The organism is Paenibacillus contaminans, from assembly GCF_003285015.1.
In the GTDB taxonomy this organism is placed as follows: Bacteria; Bacillota; Bacilli; order Paenibacillales; family NBRC-103111; genus Paenibacillus_V; species Paenibacillus_V contaminans.
Map to the genome: position 1 here is coordinate 126,784 of NZ_QMFB01000001.1, position 17,865 is coordinate 144,648.

At 51.0% G+C, this 17,865-nt stretch carries 18 protein-coding genes; all 18 read left to right on the top strand.

What is annotated here, in order from left to right; translation table 11 throughout:
• Window positions 1-8 precede the first annotated feature (8 nt).
• The 18 genes from yfmF to DQG23_RS00765 all read left to right on the top strand — a co-directional run bounded on the left by yfmF (window position 9) and on the right by DQG23_RS00765 (window position 17,751).
• Window positions 9-1,289: an EF-P 5-aminopentanol modification-associated protein YfmF gene (yfmF, locus tag DQG23_RS00685; protein WP_420330194.1), complete on the top strand. Its 1,281-nt coding sequence runs from the start codon at window positions 9-11 to the stop codon at window positions 1,287-1,289.
• A gap of 6 nt (window positions 1,290-1,295) precedes the next feature.
• Window positions 1,296-2,588, top strand: coding sequence for an EF-P 5-aminopentanol modification-associated protein YfmH (yfmH, locus tag DQG23_RS00690; RefSeq protein ID WP_113028880.1), 1,293 nt, complete (start codon window positions 1,296-1,298; stop codon window positions 2,586-2,588).
• The gene (gene ymfI, locus DQG23_RS00695) at window positions 2,585-3,340 is read left to right on the top strand and encodes an elongation factor P 5-aminopentanone reductase (protein WP_113028881.1); all 756 of its coding nucleotides are present in this window, start codon (window positions 2,585-2,587) and stop codon (window positions 3,338-3,340) included. Before yfmH ends, ymfI begins: the two co-directional genes overlap by 4 nt.
• Window positions 3,341-3,453: 113 nt before the next feature.
• Entirely contained in the window at window positions 3,454-3,708 is a 255-nt protein-coding gene (locus DQG23_RS00700; protein ID WP_113028882.1) for a DUF3243 domain-containing protein, read from the top strand.
• 206 nt (window positions 3,709-3,914) lie between these two features.
• Window positions 3,915-4,766 carry a hypothetical protein gene (locus tag DQG23_RS00705; RefSeq protein ID WP_113028883.1) on the top strand — a complete coding sequence of 284 codons (852 nt, stop codon included), beginning with the start codon at window positions 3,915-3,917 and terminating at the stop codon, window positions 4,764-4,766.
• A 94-nt stretch (window positions 4,767-4,860) separates the two neighbouring features.
• Window positions 4,861-5,625 (top strand): DUF3388 domain-containing protein, encoded by a 765-nt coding sequence (locus DQG23_RS00710; protein WP_113028884.1) that lies wholly within the window; start codon window positions 4,861-4,863, stop codon window positions 5,623-5,625.
• A gap of 44 nt (window positions 5,626-5,669) precedes the next feature.
• On the top strand, window positions 5,670-6,530 hold the full coding sequence (locus tag DQG23_RS00715; protein WP_113028885.1) for a helix-turn-helix domain-containing protein: 861 nt from the start codon (window positions 5,670-5,672) through the stop codon (window positions 6,528-6,530).
• A gap of 75 nt (window positions 6,531-6,605) precedes the next feature.
• A complete protein-coding gene (locus DQG23_RS42510; RefSeq protein WP_192894533.1) occupies window positions 6,606-6,770 on the top strand; it encodes a hypothetical protein in 165 nt (54 codons plus the stop codon).
• A gap of 244 nt (window positions 6,771-7,014) precedes the next feature.
• The gene (locus DQG23_RS00720; protein WP_113028886.1) at window positions 7,015-7,512 is read left to right on the top strand and encodes a YajQ family cyclic di-GMP-binding protein; all 498 of its coding nucleotides are present in this window, start codon (window positions 7,015-7,017) and stop codon (window positions 7,510-7,512) included.
• Window positions 7,513-7,642: 130 nt separating this feature from the next.
• Window positions 7,643-8,971, top strand: a complete 1,329-nt coding sequence (rimO, locus tag DQG23_RS00725; protein ID WP_113028887.1) for a 30S ribosomal protein S12 methylthiotransferase RimO — start codon at window positions 7,643-7,645, stop codon at window positions 8,969-8,971.
• Window positions 8,968-9,549 (top strand): CDP-diacylglycerol--glycerol-3-phosphate 3-phosphatidyltransferase, encoded by a 582-nt coding sequence (gene pgsA / locus DQG23_RS00730; protein ID WP_113028888.1) that lies wholly within the window; start codon window positions 8,968-8,970, stop codon window positions 9,547-9,549. Before rimO ends, pgsA begins: the two co-directional genes overlap by 4 nt.
• A gap of 169 nt (window positions 9,550-9,718) precedes the next feature.
• The gene (locus DQG23_RS00735) at window positions 9,719-10,990 is read left to right on the top strand and encodes a competence/damage-inducible protein A (RefSeq protein WP_113028889.1); all 1,272 of its coding nucleotides are present in this window, start codon (window positions 9,719-9,721) and stop codon (window positions 10,988-10,990) included.
• 343 nt (window positions 10,991-11,333) lie between these two features.
• Window positions 11,334-12,380 (top strand): recombinase RecA, encoded by a 1,047-nt coding sequence (gene recA, locus DQG23_RS00740; RefSeq protein WP_113028890.1) that lies wholly within the window; start codon window positions 11,334-11,336, stop codon window positions 12,378-12,380.
• Window positions 12,381-12,562: 182 nt separating this feature from the next.
• Window positions 12,563-13,222, top strand: coding sequence for a RecX family transcriptional regulator (locus DQG23_RS00745; protein WP_113028891.1), 660 nt, complete (start codon window positions 12,563-12,565; stop codon window positions 13,220-13,222).
• A 252-nt stretch (window positions 13,223-13,474) separates the two neighbouring features.
• The gene (gene rny / locus DQG23_RS00750) at window positions 13,475-15,022 is read left to right on the top strand and encodes a ribonuclease Y (RefSeq protein ID WP_113028892.1); all 1,548 of its coding nucleotides are present in this window, start codon (window positions 13,475-13,477) and stop codon (window positions 15,020-15,022) included.
• 98 nt (window positions 15,023-15,120) lie between these two features.
• Window positions 15,121-15,912 carry a TIGR00282 family metallophosphoesterase gene (locus DQG23_RS00755; RefSeq protein ID WP_113029532.1) on the top strand — a complete coding sequence of 264 codons (792 nt, stop codon included), beginning with the start codon at window positions 15,121-15,123 and terminating at the stop codon, window positions 15,910-15,912.
• Between the two features lie 247 nt (window positions 15,913-16,159).
• Window positions 16,160-16,420 carry a stage V sporulation protein SpoVS gene (spoVS, locus tag DQG23_RS00760; RefSeq protein ID WP_027084382.1) on the top strand — a complete coding sequence of 87 codons (261 nt, stop codon included), beginning with the start codon at window positions 16,160-16,162 and terminating at the stop codon, window positions 16,418-16,420.
• Window positions 16,421-16,797: 377 nt separating this feature from the next.
• Window positions 16,798-17,751, top strand: a complete 954-nt coding sequence (locus DQG23_RS00765) for a dipeptidase (RefSeq protein ID WP_113028893.1) — start codon at window positions 16,798-16,800, stop codon at window positions 17,749-17,751.
• The last annotated feature ends 114 nt before the right edge of the window (window positions 17,752-17,865 follow it).

Genomic DNA, 17,865 nt, shown 5'->3' on the forward strand with positions numbered 1-17,865 from the left:
CGATGCAATTGATGAATGCGTCATTCGAACGTACGACGATTGGAAACATCCGGCTGCATGTGCTGCCGTCGGAGCAGTTTAAAACGTATGCCGTCTCCGTATACATAGGAACGCCTTTGTCGGAACAAACGGTAACGCCCGTAGCGCTTGCTCCGTTCGTGCTGCGGAGGGGAACGGCGTCGCTGCCGGAAACGAAGCAGTTCCGCGAACGGCTGGACGATTTGTACGGAGCGGGATTCGGCTTTGATATTTATAAACGCGGCGATTACCAAATCGTCCAATTCCGCATGGATATCGTCGAAGACCGGTACGTGCAAGAGGAGCGTACGCTGCTGGCCCAAGCATTGTCATTTATCGGGGAAGCGATTACGAATCCGCTGCTGGAGGACGGCGCGTTCAGCGCCAAATATGTGGAAGCCGAGAAAAATACGGTTCAGAAGAAGCTGGAAGCGATCGTGAACGACAAAGCTTCTTATGCGGCAGAACGCTGTATTCAGGAAATGTGCAAAAGCGAGCCTTATCGGCTTCATCCGCTCGGACAAATCGAATCGCTTGAAGCGATCACGCCAAAATCGCTTTACGAATCTTATCGGAACTGGCTTCAAACCTCGCCGATCGACTTATATGTAGTCGGCAATACGACGCTGGCCGAAGTCGAGGGCATCGTCAGGTCGCAATTCCGCGGCGCAGGCGGTCAAGCGTCGGGGTATTTGATGGAAACCAAACAGCCGACCGTCGAGAAGGTCAAAACGGTTGTGGAAAAACTCGACGTCAATCAAGGCAAGCTGAATATGGGGTTGCGCACCAAGGCCACTTATGCCGGAGACGATTATGCGGCCGCACTTATGTATAACGGCGTTTTGGGCGGATATCCGCATTCTAAGCTTTTCATTAACGTTCGGGAGAAAGAAAGCCTTGCTTATTATGCTTCATCCCGTTTGGACGGACATAAGGGAATACTGACGATTCAATCCGGCATCGAGATCGCCAATTACGAGAAGGCCGTAGACATCATTCGCAAACAGCTTTCCGCGATGGAGGAAGGCGAAATTACCGATACGGAGATGACGCAAACGAAGGCGATGATCGCCAACCAGCTAAGGCAAATTCAAGATTCCGCTTACGAAACGATCGCTTTCGATTTCAACAGCGTGTTATCCGGTCGGCAGCGTTCCGTACAAGGGCTGATCGACGATGTGCAGCGTATCGGCACGTCGGATATTCGCCGCATCGCGGATCAAGTAAAGCTCGATACGATCTATTTCCTGCGGGACTTGAAAGGGGAGTAGCAGCCGATGAACGTCATCCGCTATGAGCATGTGAACGAAACGGTTTACCACGAGAAGCTGGACAACGGACTCGATGTTTACGTGCTGCCAAAAAAAGGCTTCCACAAAACGTTCGCGACGTTTTCTACGAAATACGGCTCGATCGACAATCATTTTCAGGTCGAAGGCAAGCAAGAAGTGCAAGTGCCTGACGGCATCGCGCACTTCCTGGAGCATAAAATGTTTGAGGAGCCGACCGGCGATATTTTCGCAACATTCGCCTCTTACGGCGCTTCCGCCAATGCGTTTACAAGCTTCGACCGCACCGTATATTTGTTCTCGGCTACGGATCATGTGATGGAAAGCTTGGAAACGCTCCTGAATTTCGTGCAGAATCCGTACTTTACGGACGAGAACGTCGAGAAGGAGAAAGGCATCATCGGGCAAGAAATCAACATGTACAAGGATCATCCCGATTGGCGTTCCTATTTCGGACTGATCGAAGCGATGTACAGCGCGCATCCCGTACGGATCGACATTGCGGGAACGATCGAATCGATTTCCCAAATAACGAAAGAAATGCTGTACGAGTGCTACCATACGTTCTATCATCCGACCAATATGAGCGTTTTCGTAGTCGGCGGGGTGGATGCGGAGGAAGTGATCGACCGCGTTCGCCGGAATCAGGCGGCCAAGACGTTCGAGCCGCAAGGCGAAATCAAACGGATTTTTCAGCCCGAGCCGGACTCCGTCCACAATCCCCAAAAAGTTACCAGGCTGCCGGTATCCCAGCCCAAATGCTTGTTCGGCTTCAAGGAAGCGCATGACCCGATAGAAGGACAGGCGCTTCTGGAGAAGGAATGCGCTTCGAAGCTGATGATGGATATTTTGTTCAGCCCTACGTCGGCGATCTACCAGACTTTGTATGACGAGAAGCTTATTTCGGACAATTTCGGCGCCGATTTCAATTGTACGCCGGGGTATACGTTCTCGGTAATCGGAGGCGATACGCGCGACCCCGAGCTGTTGCTGGAGCGCATCAAGCAGCTTGTAAACGATGAGCTGGAACGCGGCATCGGCGAGAAAGATTTCGAGCGGAGCCGCAATAAAAAAATAGGCGGGTTTCTGCGCATGCTGAACTCGCCGGAATCGATCGCAAGGTTATATACCGATTATCGCTTTAAAGGAGCCGATGCGTTCGACATGCTGACCATATACCGGAATATGTCGCTGGAAGAAGTGAACACGAGGCTTCATGAACACTTTAACTGGGAGCAGCTCGCCGTTTCGATCGTCGCTGATCCGAAGGAAGCGTCATGAATCGGGCGATCAACGAATATACCGTTTTAGTCACCGGGGCGAGCCGCGGCATAGGAGCCGCAGTTGCCGAACGGTTTGCCTCCGTCGGCGTAGGGATGAACATCATCCTGCATTACCGACAAGCGCATGAAGCGGTGAATGAGGTTGCCCGCCGCTGCCTGGAAAAAGGCGCGAGGGTGCTGACGGTATCCGCAGACCTCCGATCGAAGGAGCAGATCGAGCGAATGAAAGAGAAGCTCGATCTTCACGGGCTGCAGCCCGACGTCCTGGTCAACAATGCCGGCATTTCGCATTACGGCTTGCTCTCGGACGTTTCGGAGACGGATTGGGACGAAATCATGAGCGTAAACGTGAAGGGCACGTTCTTGTGCACGCAGACGTTCATGCCGGCGATGATCGAACGCAAGTTCGGACGAATCATCAATGTTTCGTCCATCTGGGGATTGACAGGCGCCTCCTGCGAGGTTGTTTATTCGACCGCGAAGGGCGGAATCAACGCCTTCACCAAAGCGCTGGCCAAGGAGCTGGCGCCGTCGGGCGTTACCGTTAATGCGGTAGCTCCCGGCGCCGTCGATACGGAAATGATGAGCGGCTTCAACGCCGAGGAGAAAAAAGCGATCGAAGAAGGCATCCCTGTCGGCCGCTTCGCCGTTCCGGAGGAAATCGCATCGCTCGTTTATTTTCTCGCGCTTCCGGAATCGAGCTACATAACCGGACAAATTATAAGCCCCAACGGGGGATGGCATACTTAGACGGAATCAGCGTTCCCTTACACCTTGAGCGATTCGGACGGATGCATAGACCGCCCTCATTTTGCGCATAGTACAACTGTTCATCCGAAATCCATCTCAAGGGAGGAATTAACGTGGTTACCGTTCTTAAATCGTTTGACAAATGGAAACAATTTTTGGGCGAACGCGTCAATATGGCCGAGCATGCCGGCATGAGCGAAGAGACGGTTGCGAAGCTTGCTTATCAGATCGGTGAATTTCTTGCCGATAAAATCGACCCGGAAAACAAAGAAGAACGCATCTTGAAGGATTTGTGGGATGCCGGAGACGATCAAGAGCAAAAAGTGCTCGCCCGCTTAATGGTCAAAATGGTCGCGAAGGAAGCCTAACTGGAAATAAACTCCTTTGCACGCGTACGAAGGAACCCATGCGAGGAGTCCGGCGACTGTCGAGAACCCGGCACTCCGCGAATAACGGTCTTCCTGTGTTTCGGACAAAGCCTCCTTTGGCAGGAGGCTTTTGTTTTTGCTCTCAAAATTTCTTATACTGGTAGGAGTGATTGCACGTTCTGACATAAAGGAGATTGGATAGTCGGATGAAGATTTGGATATTGCGTTTGTTTTCGGTTATGATGGTTGCATTGGTTATGTCGGGCTGCGGGCATCAGCTGCCTGTCGCTTCGGAAGAGCTGCTCAAACAAAAAAAATCGGTGCTAGTCGTTACGTCCCCCGATTTGCCTGCGGGTCTGGACCAGAAGCTCGGTGCGGCGCTTAACGAATGGCGGTCGGCGGATAAGCTCGCTTGGAAGTGGCTGCCGCAGAAAACCGCGCTGGATGATGAAGCTTTGAATTCGATTCGCGAAACGGCATACGATCAAGTGATCGTGATCGGGAGCGCTTTGTTTGCCGATGCGATGAAAGCCGCCGCGGAATTCCCGAATGTCAAGTGGTCGCTGTACCAGCAATCGCCGGAAAGGAGCCCTGCTCCTATTCAGCCGCTCGACAATACGGCGGTGTGGCAAGCCGATGCCGGAACTTATACTATATTATGGAACGATTGGGTCAAACAGCAAAAGCTTGCGGGCGCTCCGATCATTTGGATCACGACAACAGGCAATCAGGTGCCGGCAACGTGGGCGCCGTCGGAGGAAGCGGAGCAAATCGTCATGTACGATCCGGAAAATCCGGAGCAATGGTTTCAGCAGCTTACTTTCCAGGCTAAGCAAATCAATGCCAAATGGATCGTGCTGTACACGCCGGAGGCTTCTGCCGAGCTTACGAAAATCCGCTCGCTGCGCATTCCTTTTCTCGATATGACCGCATCGGTCAACTATAGTCTGAATTGGGATCCGATTTTAAACGGGATTCGCGAAAACGTCAAAACCGATTCTTGGAAGCAGGGACTATATACCTATTCCGAGAATGAGGCAACCGCCCAAATGAAATAATTTTAAAGGCGATGAAGGAAAAGCGCGAAAATTGTAGAATTTACTTCTGAATGAAACAACAGACGCGAGCAAGAAGAATAGGATGTGGCTCAGAATGGAAATGAAGCAATGGTACATGGAATACCGGATTCATAAAAACCGTCCCGGTTTGCTTGGCGATATCGCCTCCCTTATGGGGATGCTGGAAATCAACATTATGACGATCAACGGGGTTGAAGATAAAACCCGCGGCATGCTTTTGCAAACAAGCGATGAAGAAAAAATTGAAATATTGGGTAAACTATTGAAAAAAGTGGATAATATTACAGTAACGAAATTTCGCGAGCCCAAGCTTGTGGACATTTTGGCCGTAAGGCACGGCCGTTACATTGAAAGAGACTCCGACGACCGTAAAACGTTTCGTTTTACCCGCGACGAGCTTGGACTTTTGGTCGATTTCCTCGGCGAAATCTTCAAGAAGGAAGGCAATCAGCTGATCGGTTTGCGCGGGATGCCGCGGGTCGGAAAGACCGAATCGATCATAGCCGGCAGCGTGTGCTCGAACAAACGGTGGACGTTCGTATCGTCGACGCTTCTGAGGCAAACCGTTCGCAGTCAACTGTCGGAAGACGAAATGAATCCGAACAATGTTTTTATTATTGACGGTATCGTTTCGACGATACGCTCCAATGAGAAGCATTACTCGCTCCTGCAGGAAATCATGGCGATGCCTTCGACCAAGGTGGTGGAGCATCCGGACATTTTCGTACGGGATTCGGAATATGACTATAACGATTTCAATTACATCGTAGAGCTTCGCAACACGCCGGACGAAGAGATTTCGTATGAGAGCTTTACGGCCAATTACGACGGCTTCTAAGTGGTAAAATTGAACTATATTTTTGCTAATACGGGGGTGAGCACGTGTTCGAACTGGGTCAGCTTCTGCGCAAAGCACGCTTGGAGAAAGGCATTTCTCTTGAAGATTTGCAGGAAGTCACAAAAATTCGCAAGCGTTATTTGGAAGCGATTGAAGAAGGCAACTTCAAAGTATTACCCGGCACATTTTATATCCGCGCCTTTATCAAAAGTTACGCGGAGGCGGTAGGCCTCGATCCGAACGAAGTGCTGCGTCTGTATCGCAATGTTATTCCCGCTGCCGAGCCCGAGCAAAAAGCGGAGCCAGTCAGACGTAAGCGGAGCGATTCGAAAAATTCGGAGAAGTGGAGCAAACGGTTGACCGGCATCATGTTATGGTCGTTTGTTCTGCTTATTGTCGGTATCCTGTATTATTTCATCAGTGCGAGTGCGAAGTCGGATGACGATAAGAACGTTACCCAGAGCCAATCCAACGAGCATCTAACGGATCGCAAAATGTCCGAGGTAAGCGCGGCGCCTACGCCTTCCGCTTCGCCTGACGTGCAGAAACAAGAGCCGGAGCCGAGCAAGGCGCCGGTCGAAACGGACAAGCCCGACGTCAAGCTCACCAAGAGCGAAGGCGGCAGGGATTATTATCTCGTATCAAAGGCCAGCAAAATTATCGTGGAAGTGACCGTTCTAAGAGACAAGTGCTGGGTCGGCATCGACAAAACGGGAGAAGAGGCGCAAAAGAAAACCGTATTTTCCGAGAGCTTGGCTTCGGGCCAAACCCAGAAGTGGGAACTCGATCCTACCATAGCGCTTACGCTTGGCGCTGCAAGCGCCGTCGAATTGAAAATAAACGGGACGGTCATTCCGATCGGCGAGAAGGAATCCGTCAAGCGTTATCAGTTCGACCTGTCTTAAATGAATAATGATACGTTCAGCAGCAGATCCTAACCGTGTAACTCCACTTTTTATCCAAAAGCGAGGTTAGGTAGGATGACTGCTAGCTGGATTACGGCAGGCTTGGGCGTTGTTGCGAGTCTGATCGGGTGGTATTTAACGCCTAATGCATGGGGCTACGGCATGTTCGGCTTCGGCTTGGCGCTTATTGTGGTCGGCGTTCTAGATATGTTCCGCGAACCGGTCCGAAGAAGGTATTAATCGTTTAAACAAGCAGCATGATAAGTATCCGTGACGAAGGCATCCGCCGGACTGGGATGCTTTTTTGCTATGCAGGGGGTTGGCGTCCGGAACAAACCGGCTGCTCTACGTCCGGTTAACTTTCGGGCTTGTAATGAAGCGTTAATCCTGCCTCTAGGGGGCTATTAGGCGCCGCAGGGGTTTTCTTGCTCCGTGAATATTGCTATACTGTGTTTGCAAACAAATCATGGAAAGGAAGTTGGATATGGCATCGGATAACGCATTCGACATTACCTCCAAAATAGATATGCAGGAATTGACCAACGCAATCAACCAAGCCGAGAAAGAAATATCTACCCGGTTTGACTTCAAGAACAGCAAGAGCAGCATAACGCTCGAAAAAGATACGCTGGTCATCATTTCGGACGACGATATGAAGCTGAAAAACGTCATCGACATTCTTCACTCCAAAATGGCCAAACGAGGCATCGCGCTGAAAAACCTCGAATACGGCAAAGTGGAGCCGGCGGCCAGCACGACCGTCCGTCAGCGGGTTACGCTCAAACAGGGGATCGGACAGGATATCGCGAAGAAAATCAACGTTCTGATCCGCGATTCGAAGCTGAAAGTAACGAGCCAAATTCAGGGCGATCAAATCCGCGTTACAGGCAAAAGCAGGGATGATTTGCAGAAGATCATGCAGCTTCTGCGCTCGGCCGATTTGGCCATCGATCTGCAGTTCACGAATTTCCGTTCTACTTAATATGAAGCGAAAACCTGCGGTTTCTCGCCAATGGGCGAGTTTCCACAGGTTTTCGTTTGTTTTGACACGTTATTGACGTTATACTATACTTGTTAAGAAATGAAAGGAATAGGTTGGGGGATGTACGACGATGTCAGAGAAAATCAAGGTCGTGACCTTGGGCTGCGAGAAAAATTTAGTCGATTCCGAGATCATGTCCGGGTTGGTTCATCAACGCGGATTTTCGATTGTAGACGATAAAGAAGAAGCGACGGTCATTATCGTAAACACATGCGGTTTCATCGATGCAGCGAAGGAAGAGTCGGTCAATACGATTCTCGATATGGCGGATTTGAAGCAAACCGCGAATTTGAAGGCTCTTATCGTTTCCGGATGTTTGACTCAGCGGTATAAGGCCGAGCTGATGCGCGAAATGCCGGAGATCGACGGCATTGTCGGTACAGGGGATTTTGATAAGATCAACGATATTATCGATCAGGCACTTGCCGGGCGGAAGCCGATGCTGGTGGGGAATCCTGCGTTCAACTACGATAGAGTGCTGCCAAGACGTCTGACAACGCCGCGTTACACCGCGTACGTCAAGATTGCCGAGGGCTGCGACAACGCCTGTACGTTCTGCAGCATTCCGATTATGCGCGGCAAGTTCCGCAGCCGGAGCATCGAATCGATTCTGGGCGAAGTGAAGCAGCTTGCCGACCAAGGCGTCAAAGAAATTAGCCTGATCGCGCAGGATTCGACGAATTACGGCTCGGATTTATACGACAAGTTTATGCTTCCTGAACTGATGAATAAAGTAAGCGAAGTGCCCGGGATCGAATGGGTGCGTCTTCATTACGCTTATCCCGGCTTTTTTACGGACGAGCTGATTGAGACGATCGCCACGAATCCTAAGGTTTGCAAATATATCGATATGCCGCTGCAGCACAGCGAAGATTCGATTCTGAAGCGTATGCGGAGACCTGGCAGACAGCGCGATACGCGCGAGCTGATCCGCAAAATTCGCGCCCGGATGCCGGAGGTTGCCCTGCGCACCTCGATAATTGTCGGTTTCCCTGGCGAAACGGAGCAGGACTTCGATAATTTGAAGGATTTTATTACAGAAATGCAGTTTGACAGACTCGGCGTTTTTGCTTATTCCAAAGAGCTTGACACGCCTGCCGCCCGTTTGCCCGATCAGGTGGCGAACGACGTGAAGGAATTCCGCGCGAACACCTTGATGGAGATCCAGCGCCAAATTTCGAACGAGCGCAACGGTCTGCGGATCGGTAAAGAGATCGATGTTTTGATCGAACGGTATGACGGACGCAACGACGTTTATGTCGGACGTTCGCAGTACGATGCCCCGGAAATTGACGGTGAAGTATTCGTCACAAATTGCAAAACGAATATTGGGGAAATGGCCAGAGTTAGAGTTACCCATTCGTTCGAGTTCGATTTGTCCGGGGAGGGAATTGCATGAACCTGGCCAATCGGATTACGCTAGCGAGAATTTTCCTAGTGCCGATCATTATGTTTTTTCTGCTTGTAAACGTCAGTTTGCCGCAAATATCTATCGAGCAGTTCAGCATTACCTACAATCAGATTATTGCCGCTCTGATTTTTATTATCGCCGCCAGCACCGATAGTCTGGACGGCTACATAGCGCGAAAACGCAAGCTCGTCACGAATCTCGGCAAGCTGCTCGACCCTCTTGCCGACAAGCTCCTCGTGTCTGCAGTACTCGTATCGCTGGTCGAGATGGACAAGCTTGACGCGTGGATCGCGATCGTCATCATAAGCCGGGAGTTCGCCGTTACGGGATTGCGGCAAATCGCTCTCCTGGAAGGCATCGTAATGGCCGCCAGCAAGTGGGGCAAATGGAAAACGGGCGTACAAATTACCGCGATTATAGCGCTGTTAATCAACAATTTTCCGTTTGCGTTTCTCAACTTCCGCTTTGACTTACTTGCAAGCTGGGTTGCGGCTGTCATTACGCTTTATTCGGGCTTCGACTATTTTATGCAGAACAAGCATGTGATTAACAAAACGCCGATGTAACGGCCGGGTACCCAAATTTGACGCCGCTAGCCTTCGCATACCGATGTGAAGACAGGCGTCTTTTTTGAATATTTAAATTTAAGTGCTAAATCCCAAAGGTAAGAAGCAGGCGTTTCGACATTGCTTGGACGTTCGATAGGAAAATATACCTATTTTAGGGAGGTCTCCGATGAAAGCGGAAATCATTGCGGTAGGCACGGAGCTGCTGATGGGGCAAATCGTCAACACGAACGCGCAATTTTTGTCTCAGCAGTGCACGGCGATAGGGGTAGGCGTCTATTACCAAACCGTCGTAGGCGATAACGAATCGAGGCTTCGTCAGGCGCTCGAGACAGCCCGTCAAAGGGCCGATGTCATCATTTGTACGGGAGGGCTCGGGCCGACGCAGGACGATCTGACGAAGGATGTGCTCGCCGCTTTTTTAAACCGCAGTCTGATCGTTCATCAGCCTTCGATGGACTATATGACGGAGTTCTTCCGCGGCAGGGGGATCGCAATGGTGGAAAGCAACGCCAAACAGGCTCTCATGCTGAAGGGAAGCGATCCGCTGCCTAACGATACCGGTCTTGCGGTGGGCGTAGCCCTTACGCAGGATGACACGCACTATATTCTGCTTCCGGGGCCTCCTAAAGAAATGAAACCGATGTTCGAGCGCTACGGAACCGGCTGGTTGCTCGGTCTGATGGGCGGGGAGCAGCCGCTTTATTCGAAAATGCTCAAATTCGCCGGTATCGGGGAGTCGCTTTTGGAGCATAAGCTTATCGACTTGATCGATAAACAGACCGATCCGACCATAGCGCCTTACGCGAAGGAAGGCGAGGTGACGCTGCGGCTTACGACTAGAGCGGGTTCTCTGTCTGAAGCTGATGCCAAAATGGCGGATACGGAGCGCGAGATTCGCGAACGATTAGGCGAATATTTGTATGCGGATCGGGATGTGCCGATCGAGCAAGTCATCGTCGATCGGCTGATCGAGCTGGGGCTGTCGCTGTCGGCGGCGGAAAGCTGCACCGGGGGGATGCTCAGCGACATGATAACGTCCGTTCCCGGCAGCTCTGAGGCGTACCATGGCGGGCTGATCACCTATACGAACAGGCTGAAGCATGCTTTGCTCGGCATACCGATGGAGCTTCTCGAAGGCGACGGGGCGCCCGGAGCGATCAGCGAGCGTACGGCGCGCGAAATGGCGGAAAGGCTGCTGGAGCGAACAGGGACGGATTTTGCCTTGTCCGTGACCGGCGTAGCGGGGCCGTCTCCTTCTGAAGGGAAACCGGTCGGACTTGTGTATATCGGCTTTGCAAGACGCGGCGGCGAAACGGTCGCGATCGAGACGAAGCAAACCGGAAACCGCGAGCTGATCAAGCTTAAAGCGTCCAAAGCCGCTCTATACTTGCTGTGGAAACAGCTTCACAAGCATGATGAAGCGGCTGAGCGCTCTTGATATTTTTGGCGTTTTCAACTATAATTGATGAAATGTTAACGGAAGCACCGTAACAAAGATTTTTCTTTGTTGCGGTGTTTTTGTGTTTTTCGAGCATATGAATGCTGCGTTCCTTCGGCTTTTGCCGAGGCTCCGGGTATGTCTGCAGGAATCCGCGTCGAAGGGTTCGATTCGCTCTGCAAGACAAATAGAAGATGCCGATGAGCTTCGGCACGGGATGCGAAGGGCTTTCGTTGCACTGAGGGGAACAATGCGAATATATGTTCGAAAAAATACTTGGCAACCGGCAAAAAAAAAGTTATGATAGAGTTATAACATCAATTATGTAGAGGAAGTGGACAAGTTGGCGGATCGTCGTGCGGCATTGGAAGCGGCATTGCGTAATATCGAGAAACAGTTCGGAAAAGGATCGATCATGAAGCTCGGGGAATCGACTCACATGCAGGTGGAGACGATCCCAAGCGGCTCGCTCGCGCTTGATATCGCGCTTGGCGTAGGCGGATTTCCTCGCGGCAGAATTATAGAAGTATACGGACCGGAATCATCCGGTAAAACGACCGTCGCGTTGCACGCGATCGCGGAAGTGCAGAAGGCGGGCGGTCAGGCTGCATTTATCGATGCGGAGCATGCGCTTGATCCTTTATATGCAAGCAAATTGGGCATCAATATCGACGAGCTGCTGCTTTCGCAGCCGGATACCGGCGAGCAAGCGCTCGAAATCGCGGAAGCGCTCGTTCGCAGCGGTGCGGTGGACATCATCGTCATCGACTCGGTAGCCGCACTCGTGCCGAAAGCCGAAATCGAAGGCGACATGGGCGACTCTCACGTCGGTTTGCAGGCGCGGCTTATGTCTCAGGCGCTGCGCAAGCTGTCCGGCGCAATCAATAAATCGAAGGTTATCGCCATTTTCATCAACCAGCTGCGCGAGAAAGTAGGCGTTATGTTCGGCAATCCGGAGACGACGCCGGGCGGACGCGCATTGAAGTTTTATTCCTCGGTTCGTTTGGATGTACGCCGCATCGAGACGATCAAGCAAGGCAACGACATGATCGGTAATCGCACGCGGATTAAAGTCGTGAAGAACAAAGTGGCTCCTCCCTTCAAGCAAGCCGAGGTCGATATTATGTACGGAGAAGGCATTTCCAGAGAGGGTAGCATCGTCGATATGGGGACGGAACTCGATATTATCGATAAGAGCGGCGCGTGGTATTCGTACGAAGGCGAGCGTCTCGGCCAAGGCCGCGAAAATGCGAAGCAATATTTGAAGGACAACAAGCACATTGCCGATTCGATCGAGAGGAAAATTCGCGATGCCAGCGTAACGGTACCAGGTACTAATGTAGCTGTCTCCGAGGATGACGAAGAGGAAGAAGCAGCGCTGTTCGAATAAGGAAACGGAAGACGCGCCTTTGGTTGACAAAGGGCGTCTTTCTTTTTAGTTTTATAGCAAAGGGTATCGTAGAAGCGGCTGCTAAACGAACGACAGCGGCAAGGACATTACATTAGAAGATTTACATCGATATAAATGGATTGAGGCCTTAGAAAGCAAAATAGAGAGGGCGGGGCACGCATATGGAGCAGGGAACGGAGTCCGTCATCACGTCGGTAGAGCAGCAAAAACGGAATAAGCGCCGATACAATATATACGTGAACGAATCGTTCGCATTTTCGGTTCATGAGGATGTTCTGGTCAAATATAGATTGTTCAAGGGCGAATCGATTGATAACGAACGGCTGCAGGAAGTCATTCATGCTGAAGAACGGCAGGAGGTTTACGCGCATGCCATTCGGTATATCGGCAGGAGTCCGCGTTCCGTAAAGGAAGTGCGGCAAAAGCTGAAGCAGAAGGGGTATGAGCAATCGCTTGTCGACCTAACGATCGAGCGGCTTAAGAACGAGAAATATATCGATGACGGGATGTTCGCCATGCAGTGGACGGAGCATCGTATCATGTATCAGAGCAAAGGGAGAAACTGGGTGAAGCAAGAGCTTCAACAAAAGGGTGTGGCAAGCGAGAACATCCAGGAAGCGATCGCCGCTTTGGACGAGGAGACCGAGCTGGCGTATGCATGCAAATTGGCGGCCAAGAAGCTGCCGTCCCTCAAAGGCGAGCCTTACGAAAGAAAGCGTAAGCTCGCGGCTTTTCTGCTTCGCAGAGGTTATACGAGCTCCACGGTAAGCCAAGCGGTCAAGGAAGTGACGAACGAATCGCTTGAAGAATGGGAAATGTAGGTAGTTAATAGCATTAATGAAAAGCGAACGAACACCGGGGTTTGCGGATATGGGATCGGTCTGCGCTTGACAAGCTTCTTTACCAAAAGCTAAAATGATCATGTATATTTTTTATCCTGAAGAAGTAAAAACGCCAATTTTACTTTCTTTACCACATGACAATGGAAATGTAACACAGCACGCGAAGAAACGAATAAAAACCGAATTTATCCCAAGCTAACCCCTTGGAGGAACATCGAGGAGGTGTACACGATGGCTCAGACGATCATCTGGAGCGTGGTCTCACTCGTTGTTGGATCTCTTCTAGGCGCTGGGATTGGGTATTTTATCCGGAAATCTCTTGCAGAAGCGAAAATTTCGAGTGCTGAACACGCTGCCGCCCAGATTGTTGAGGACGCTAGGAAAAATGCAGAAGCACTGAAGAAAGAAACGGTACTTGAAGCGAAGGACGAAGTCCATAAGCTGCGGTCCGAAGCTGAAAAAGACATTCGTGAACGTCGGAATGAAATTCAACGACTGGAAAGACGATTGTTGCAAAAAGAGGAAACGCTGGATAAAAAATTGGAATCGCTGGAACGTAAAGAAGAGCAGATGTCCAACAAAGAGAAGCGTATTGATGAAACGCAAGCGCAAATCGATCAGCTTTACAAAAGCCAGCTAGCCGAGTTGGAACGTATTTCGGGACTTACGACGGAAGAAGCCAAAAGCATTATTTTGACCGGCGTCGAACAGGAAGTGCGTCATGAAACCGCTCAGCTGATTAAAGAAATCGAGCAGCAGGCGAAGGAAGAAGGCGACAAGAAGGCACGCGAAATTATTACCCTCGCGATTCAGCGTTGTGCAGCCGACCACGTTGCAGAAACGACGGTTTCCGTAGTCAGCCTGCCGAACGAAGAAATGAAAGGCCGCATTATCGGCCGCGAAGGACGCAATATCCGTGCGCTTGAGACGCTGACAGGAATCGACCTGATCATCGACGATACGCCGGAAGCGGTCATTCTATCCGGTTTCGATCCGATCCGCCGGGAAATTGCCAGGACGTCGCTTGAGAAGCTTGTGGCGGACGGGCGCATTCACCCGGCAAGAATCGAAGAAATGGTGGAAAAGTCGCGTAAAGAAGTGGACGAGCGTATCCGCGAATACGGCGAGCAAGCTACTTTCGAAATCGGCGTTCATGGTTTGCATCCTGATTTGATCAAAATATTAGGAAGACTGAAGTTCCGTACCAGCTATGGACAGAACGTGCTGAAGCATTCCATGGAAGTGGCATACTTGTCCGGTCTCATGGCAGGAGAGTTGGGAGAAGACGTTACGCTCGCGAAACGTGCCGGACTGCTTCACGATATCGGTAAAGCGCTGGATCATGAAGTCGAAGGCTCCCATGTTGAAATTGGCGTAGAAATTGGTAAAAAATACAAAGAACACCCTGTCGTCATCAACAGTATCGCTTCCCATCACGGCGATTGCGAGGCGACATCCGTCATCGCGATGCTGGTTGGGGCAGCGGATGCGTTGTCGGCTGCAAGACCGGGCGCAAGAAGAGAAACGCTCGAAACGTATATTAAGCGTCTGGAGAAGCTCGAAGATATTTCGGAATCGTTCGAAGGCGTCGAGAAATCGTACGCAATTCAAGCGGGCCGGGAAATCCGCGTGATGGTTCAACCGGATAAAATCGACGATACCGAAGCGTTCCGCCTCGCTCGCGACATTACGAAAAAGATCGAGAACGAGCTGGATTATCCGGGTCACATCAAAGTGACGGTCATCCGGGAGACGCGCGCCGTCGAATACGCGAAATAAACACACCGAGAAGGATCGGCCAACGCCGGTCCTTCGGCATGTTCAAGGCAATTGCGGGAAAACCTATCATTGCATGTTACAGCAGGGAGGCAGCAACCATTAACGTTTTATTTATCGGAGACATTGTCGGTTCGGTTGGGAGAAAAGCGGTGAAATCGATCCTGCCGAAGCTGAAATCCAAATACCGGCCTTCGATCATTATCGCAAACGGCGAAAATGCGGCCGCAGGCAGGGGCATAACCAGAGCGATCGCCACAGAGCTGTTCGAGGCTGGCGTTCACGGCATTACGATGGGAAATCACACTTGGGATCAGAAAGATATTTTCGATTTTATCGATGATGAGCCGAAGCTGATTCGTCCTGCAAATTTTCCGGAGGGGACGCCGGGCAGAGGCAGCGCAATCATTAAAGCGAACGGCAAAGAGCTGATGATCGTCAATTTGCAAGGGCGAACCTTCCTTCCGCCGATCGATTGTCCGTTCGCGAAGGTTGACGAGCTGCTGCGTACGGATAAAAAGCCCGTTTGTGTTTTGGTTGATTTTCACGCGGAGGCTACCTCCGAGAAAATCGCCATGGGCTGGCATTTGGACGGACGAGTGTCGGCTGTTGTCGGAACACACACCCATGTGCAAAGTCACGATGAGCGGATTTTGCCGGGAGGCACCGCATACATAACGGACGTCGGCATGGTCGGACCGCGCGACGGCGTGCTCGGCATGGAACGGAACGCCGTGCTGCAAAAGTTTAAAACGCAGCTGCCGGTACGTTTTGTGGTGGACGAAGGGAAATGGCATTTCCATGCCGTATTGATTGAAATGAACGAACAGACCGGGACTGCCGGGGCTATTCGGTTAATCCGCATTTACGAGGATGACGTTATTTTCGATTGATGCGGTACGGTGCCGAGCTCATTTACGAGCCTTTTTCAAAATCTCAGAAAGCATATCTCCGGTGTTTGTTCGATTTCCCGGTAATCGCGTCAGCCCTTAAGGGCCGCGTGCCGTTTATCCTTGCTGAAATAAACTCGAATCATGAGCGAGGAATGAAGCGGCCGGCAGGTAGATGGAATGATTGCCGATTCTCACGAATATGATGGGTACTGGAACCAATCCATCTTTCCTGAGGAGGTACTTTTCCATGGAAGTATTAAAAGTTTCAGCAAAATCCAATCCTAACTCCGTTGCAGGCGCATTGGCCGGCGTTCTCCGCGAGCGGGGAGCAGCCGAGCTCCAAGCTATAGGGGCCGGTGCGTTAAATCAGGCTGTGAAAGCCGTAGCGATCGCCAGAGGATTCGTAGCGCCCAGCGGTGTTGATCTCATCTGTATTCCCGCATTTACGGATATTGTGATTGATGGAGAAGACCGAACCGCAATCAAGCTTATCGTAGAGCCGCGATGAACGAAAGCGGTCAAACAGGCCGCCATGCAGCGTCGTAACGCAAACCGGGATTATCGCAGCTTTTGATTTAGGATAACGGTTCGATTGTCGAGTTTACGATCGAACCCTAGCGAATGACTCGGATAGTAAGTCATGACCTGCTCGCAAGGAACGCCTGTTTACGGAGTAGACAGGTTTTTTTGCAGTGTCGGAAAGTGTTTTTCCATGATTTTCTTTTTTCGGTAAACACGCCTGCCCTATATTTATACTTGCAATGCCTCTTTCGTCGGGAGCGTTTGGGACAGGGTTGCCGTTTCGAAGTGAAAATATTTCGCCGGTTTCGGCGGCCGGAAGCCCGCCGACCGGTTTTAATAAGACACGGATTGGAGATGATGTAGATGAGAGTAGTTGACGCTCATTGCGATTTATTGATGAAAATGGTGGAGAACCGCAGGCTTGGCTTCGATCACGACGGCCGTGATGCGGACGTTTCGCTGAAACGGCTGAAGCAGGCGGAAATGGCTGCGCAAATATATGCGATATTTTTGCCTGACCGAAACAGGCTTACGTTCGATCAAGTTCTGGAGCAGGTGCGCTTGTTTATGGAGCATATCGCTTCGCATCCGGACGTGATGTTCATCCGAACGAAGGAAGAGCTGGAGCGAAGCTTGAAGGAACGAAAGCTAGGCGCTCTCCTTTCGCTTGAAGGCGTGGACGGGCTGGAAGGGAATTTGACTTACCTGCATACGTTATTTTATTTGGGCGTGCGGCTTATGGGCATTACGTGGAACGAGGCGAATTGGGCGGCTGACGGCGTAGGCGAATCGCGCAAGGCGGGATTTTCCGTAAAAGGAAAGCAGTTCGTAAAAGAATGCGGAAAGCTGGGCGTTATTCTGGATATATCCCACCTGGCGGAGCCCGGCTTCTGGGAGCTTCTTGAGCTGTCGGACAAACCTTTTATCGCTTCGCATTCCAACTCTTACACCCTGTGTCCGCATTTGCGCAATTTGACGGACGAGCAAATCAAAGCGATCGTCAAACGAGGAGGCCGCATCGGCATTACATTCGTTCCTCCGTTCTTAAGCAAGGAAAAAAATGCAGCGATATCGGACGTACTGAAGCACCTCGAGCGGATTTGCTCGTTGGGCGGAGCCGGACATGTCGGCTTCGGTTCGGATTTCGACGGCATAGACACGAAGGTGCAGGGGCTTGAGCATACAGGCTGCTATAACGCGCTGACCGAGGAACTGTTAAAGCATTACCGCGCTGCCGAGGTCGAAGGCTTCATGCATGGAAATTGGCTCCAATTTCTGAAGGCAAATTTGCCCGTAGACTCGTTCATCAAATTGTAACATTCCAAAGTAAGATATGAAATCGGTTTATCAATCTATTTGCGATATGGTTTTGATCGAAAATTACTATGTTTCAAATATGTCGAAACGGCTTGCTTTTTATAATGTAAAGAC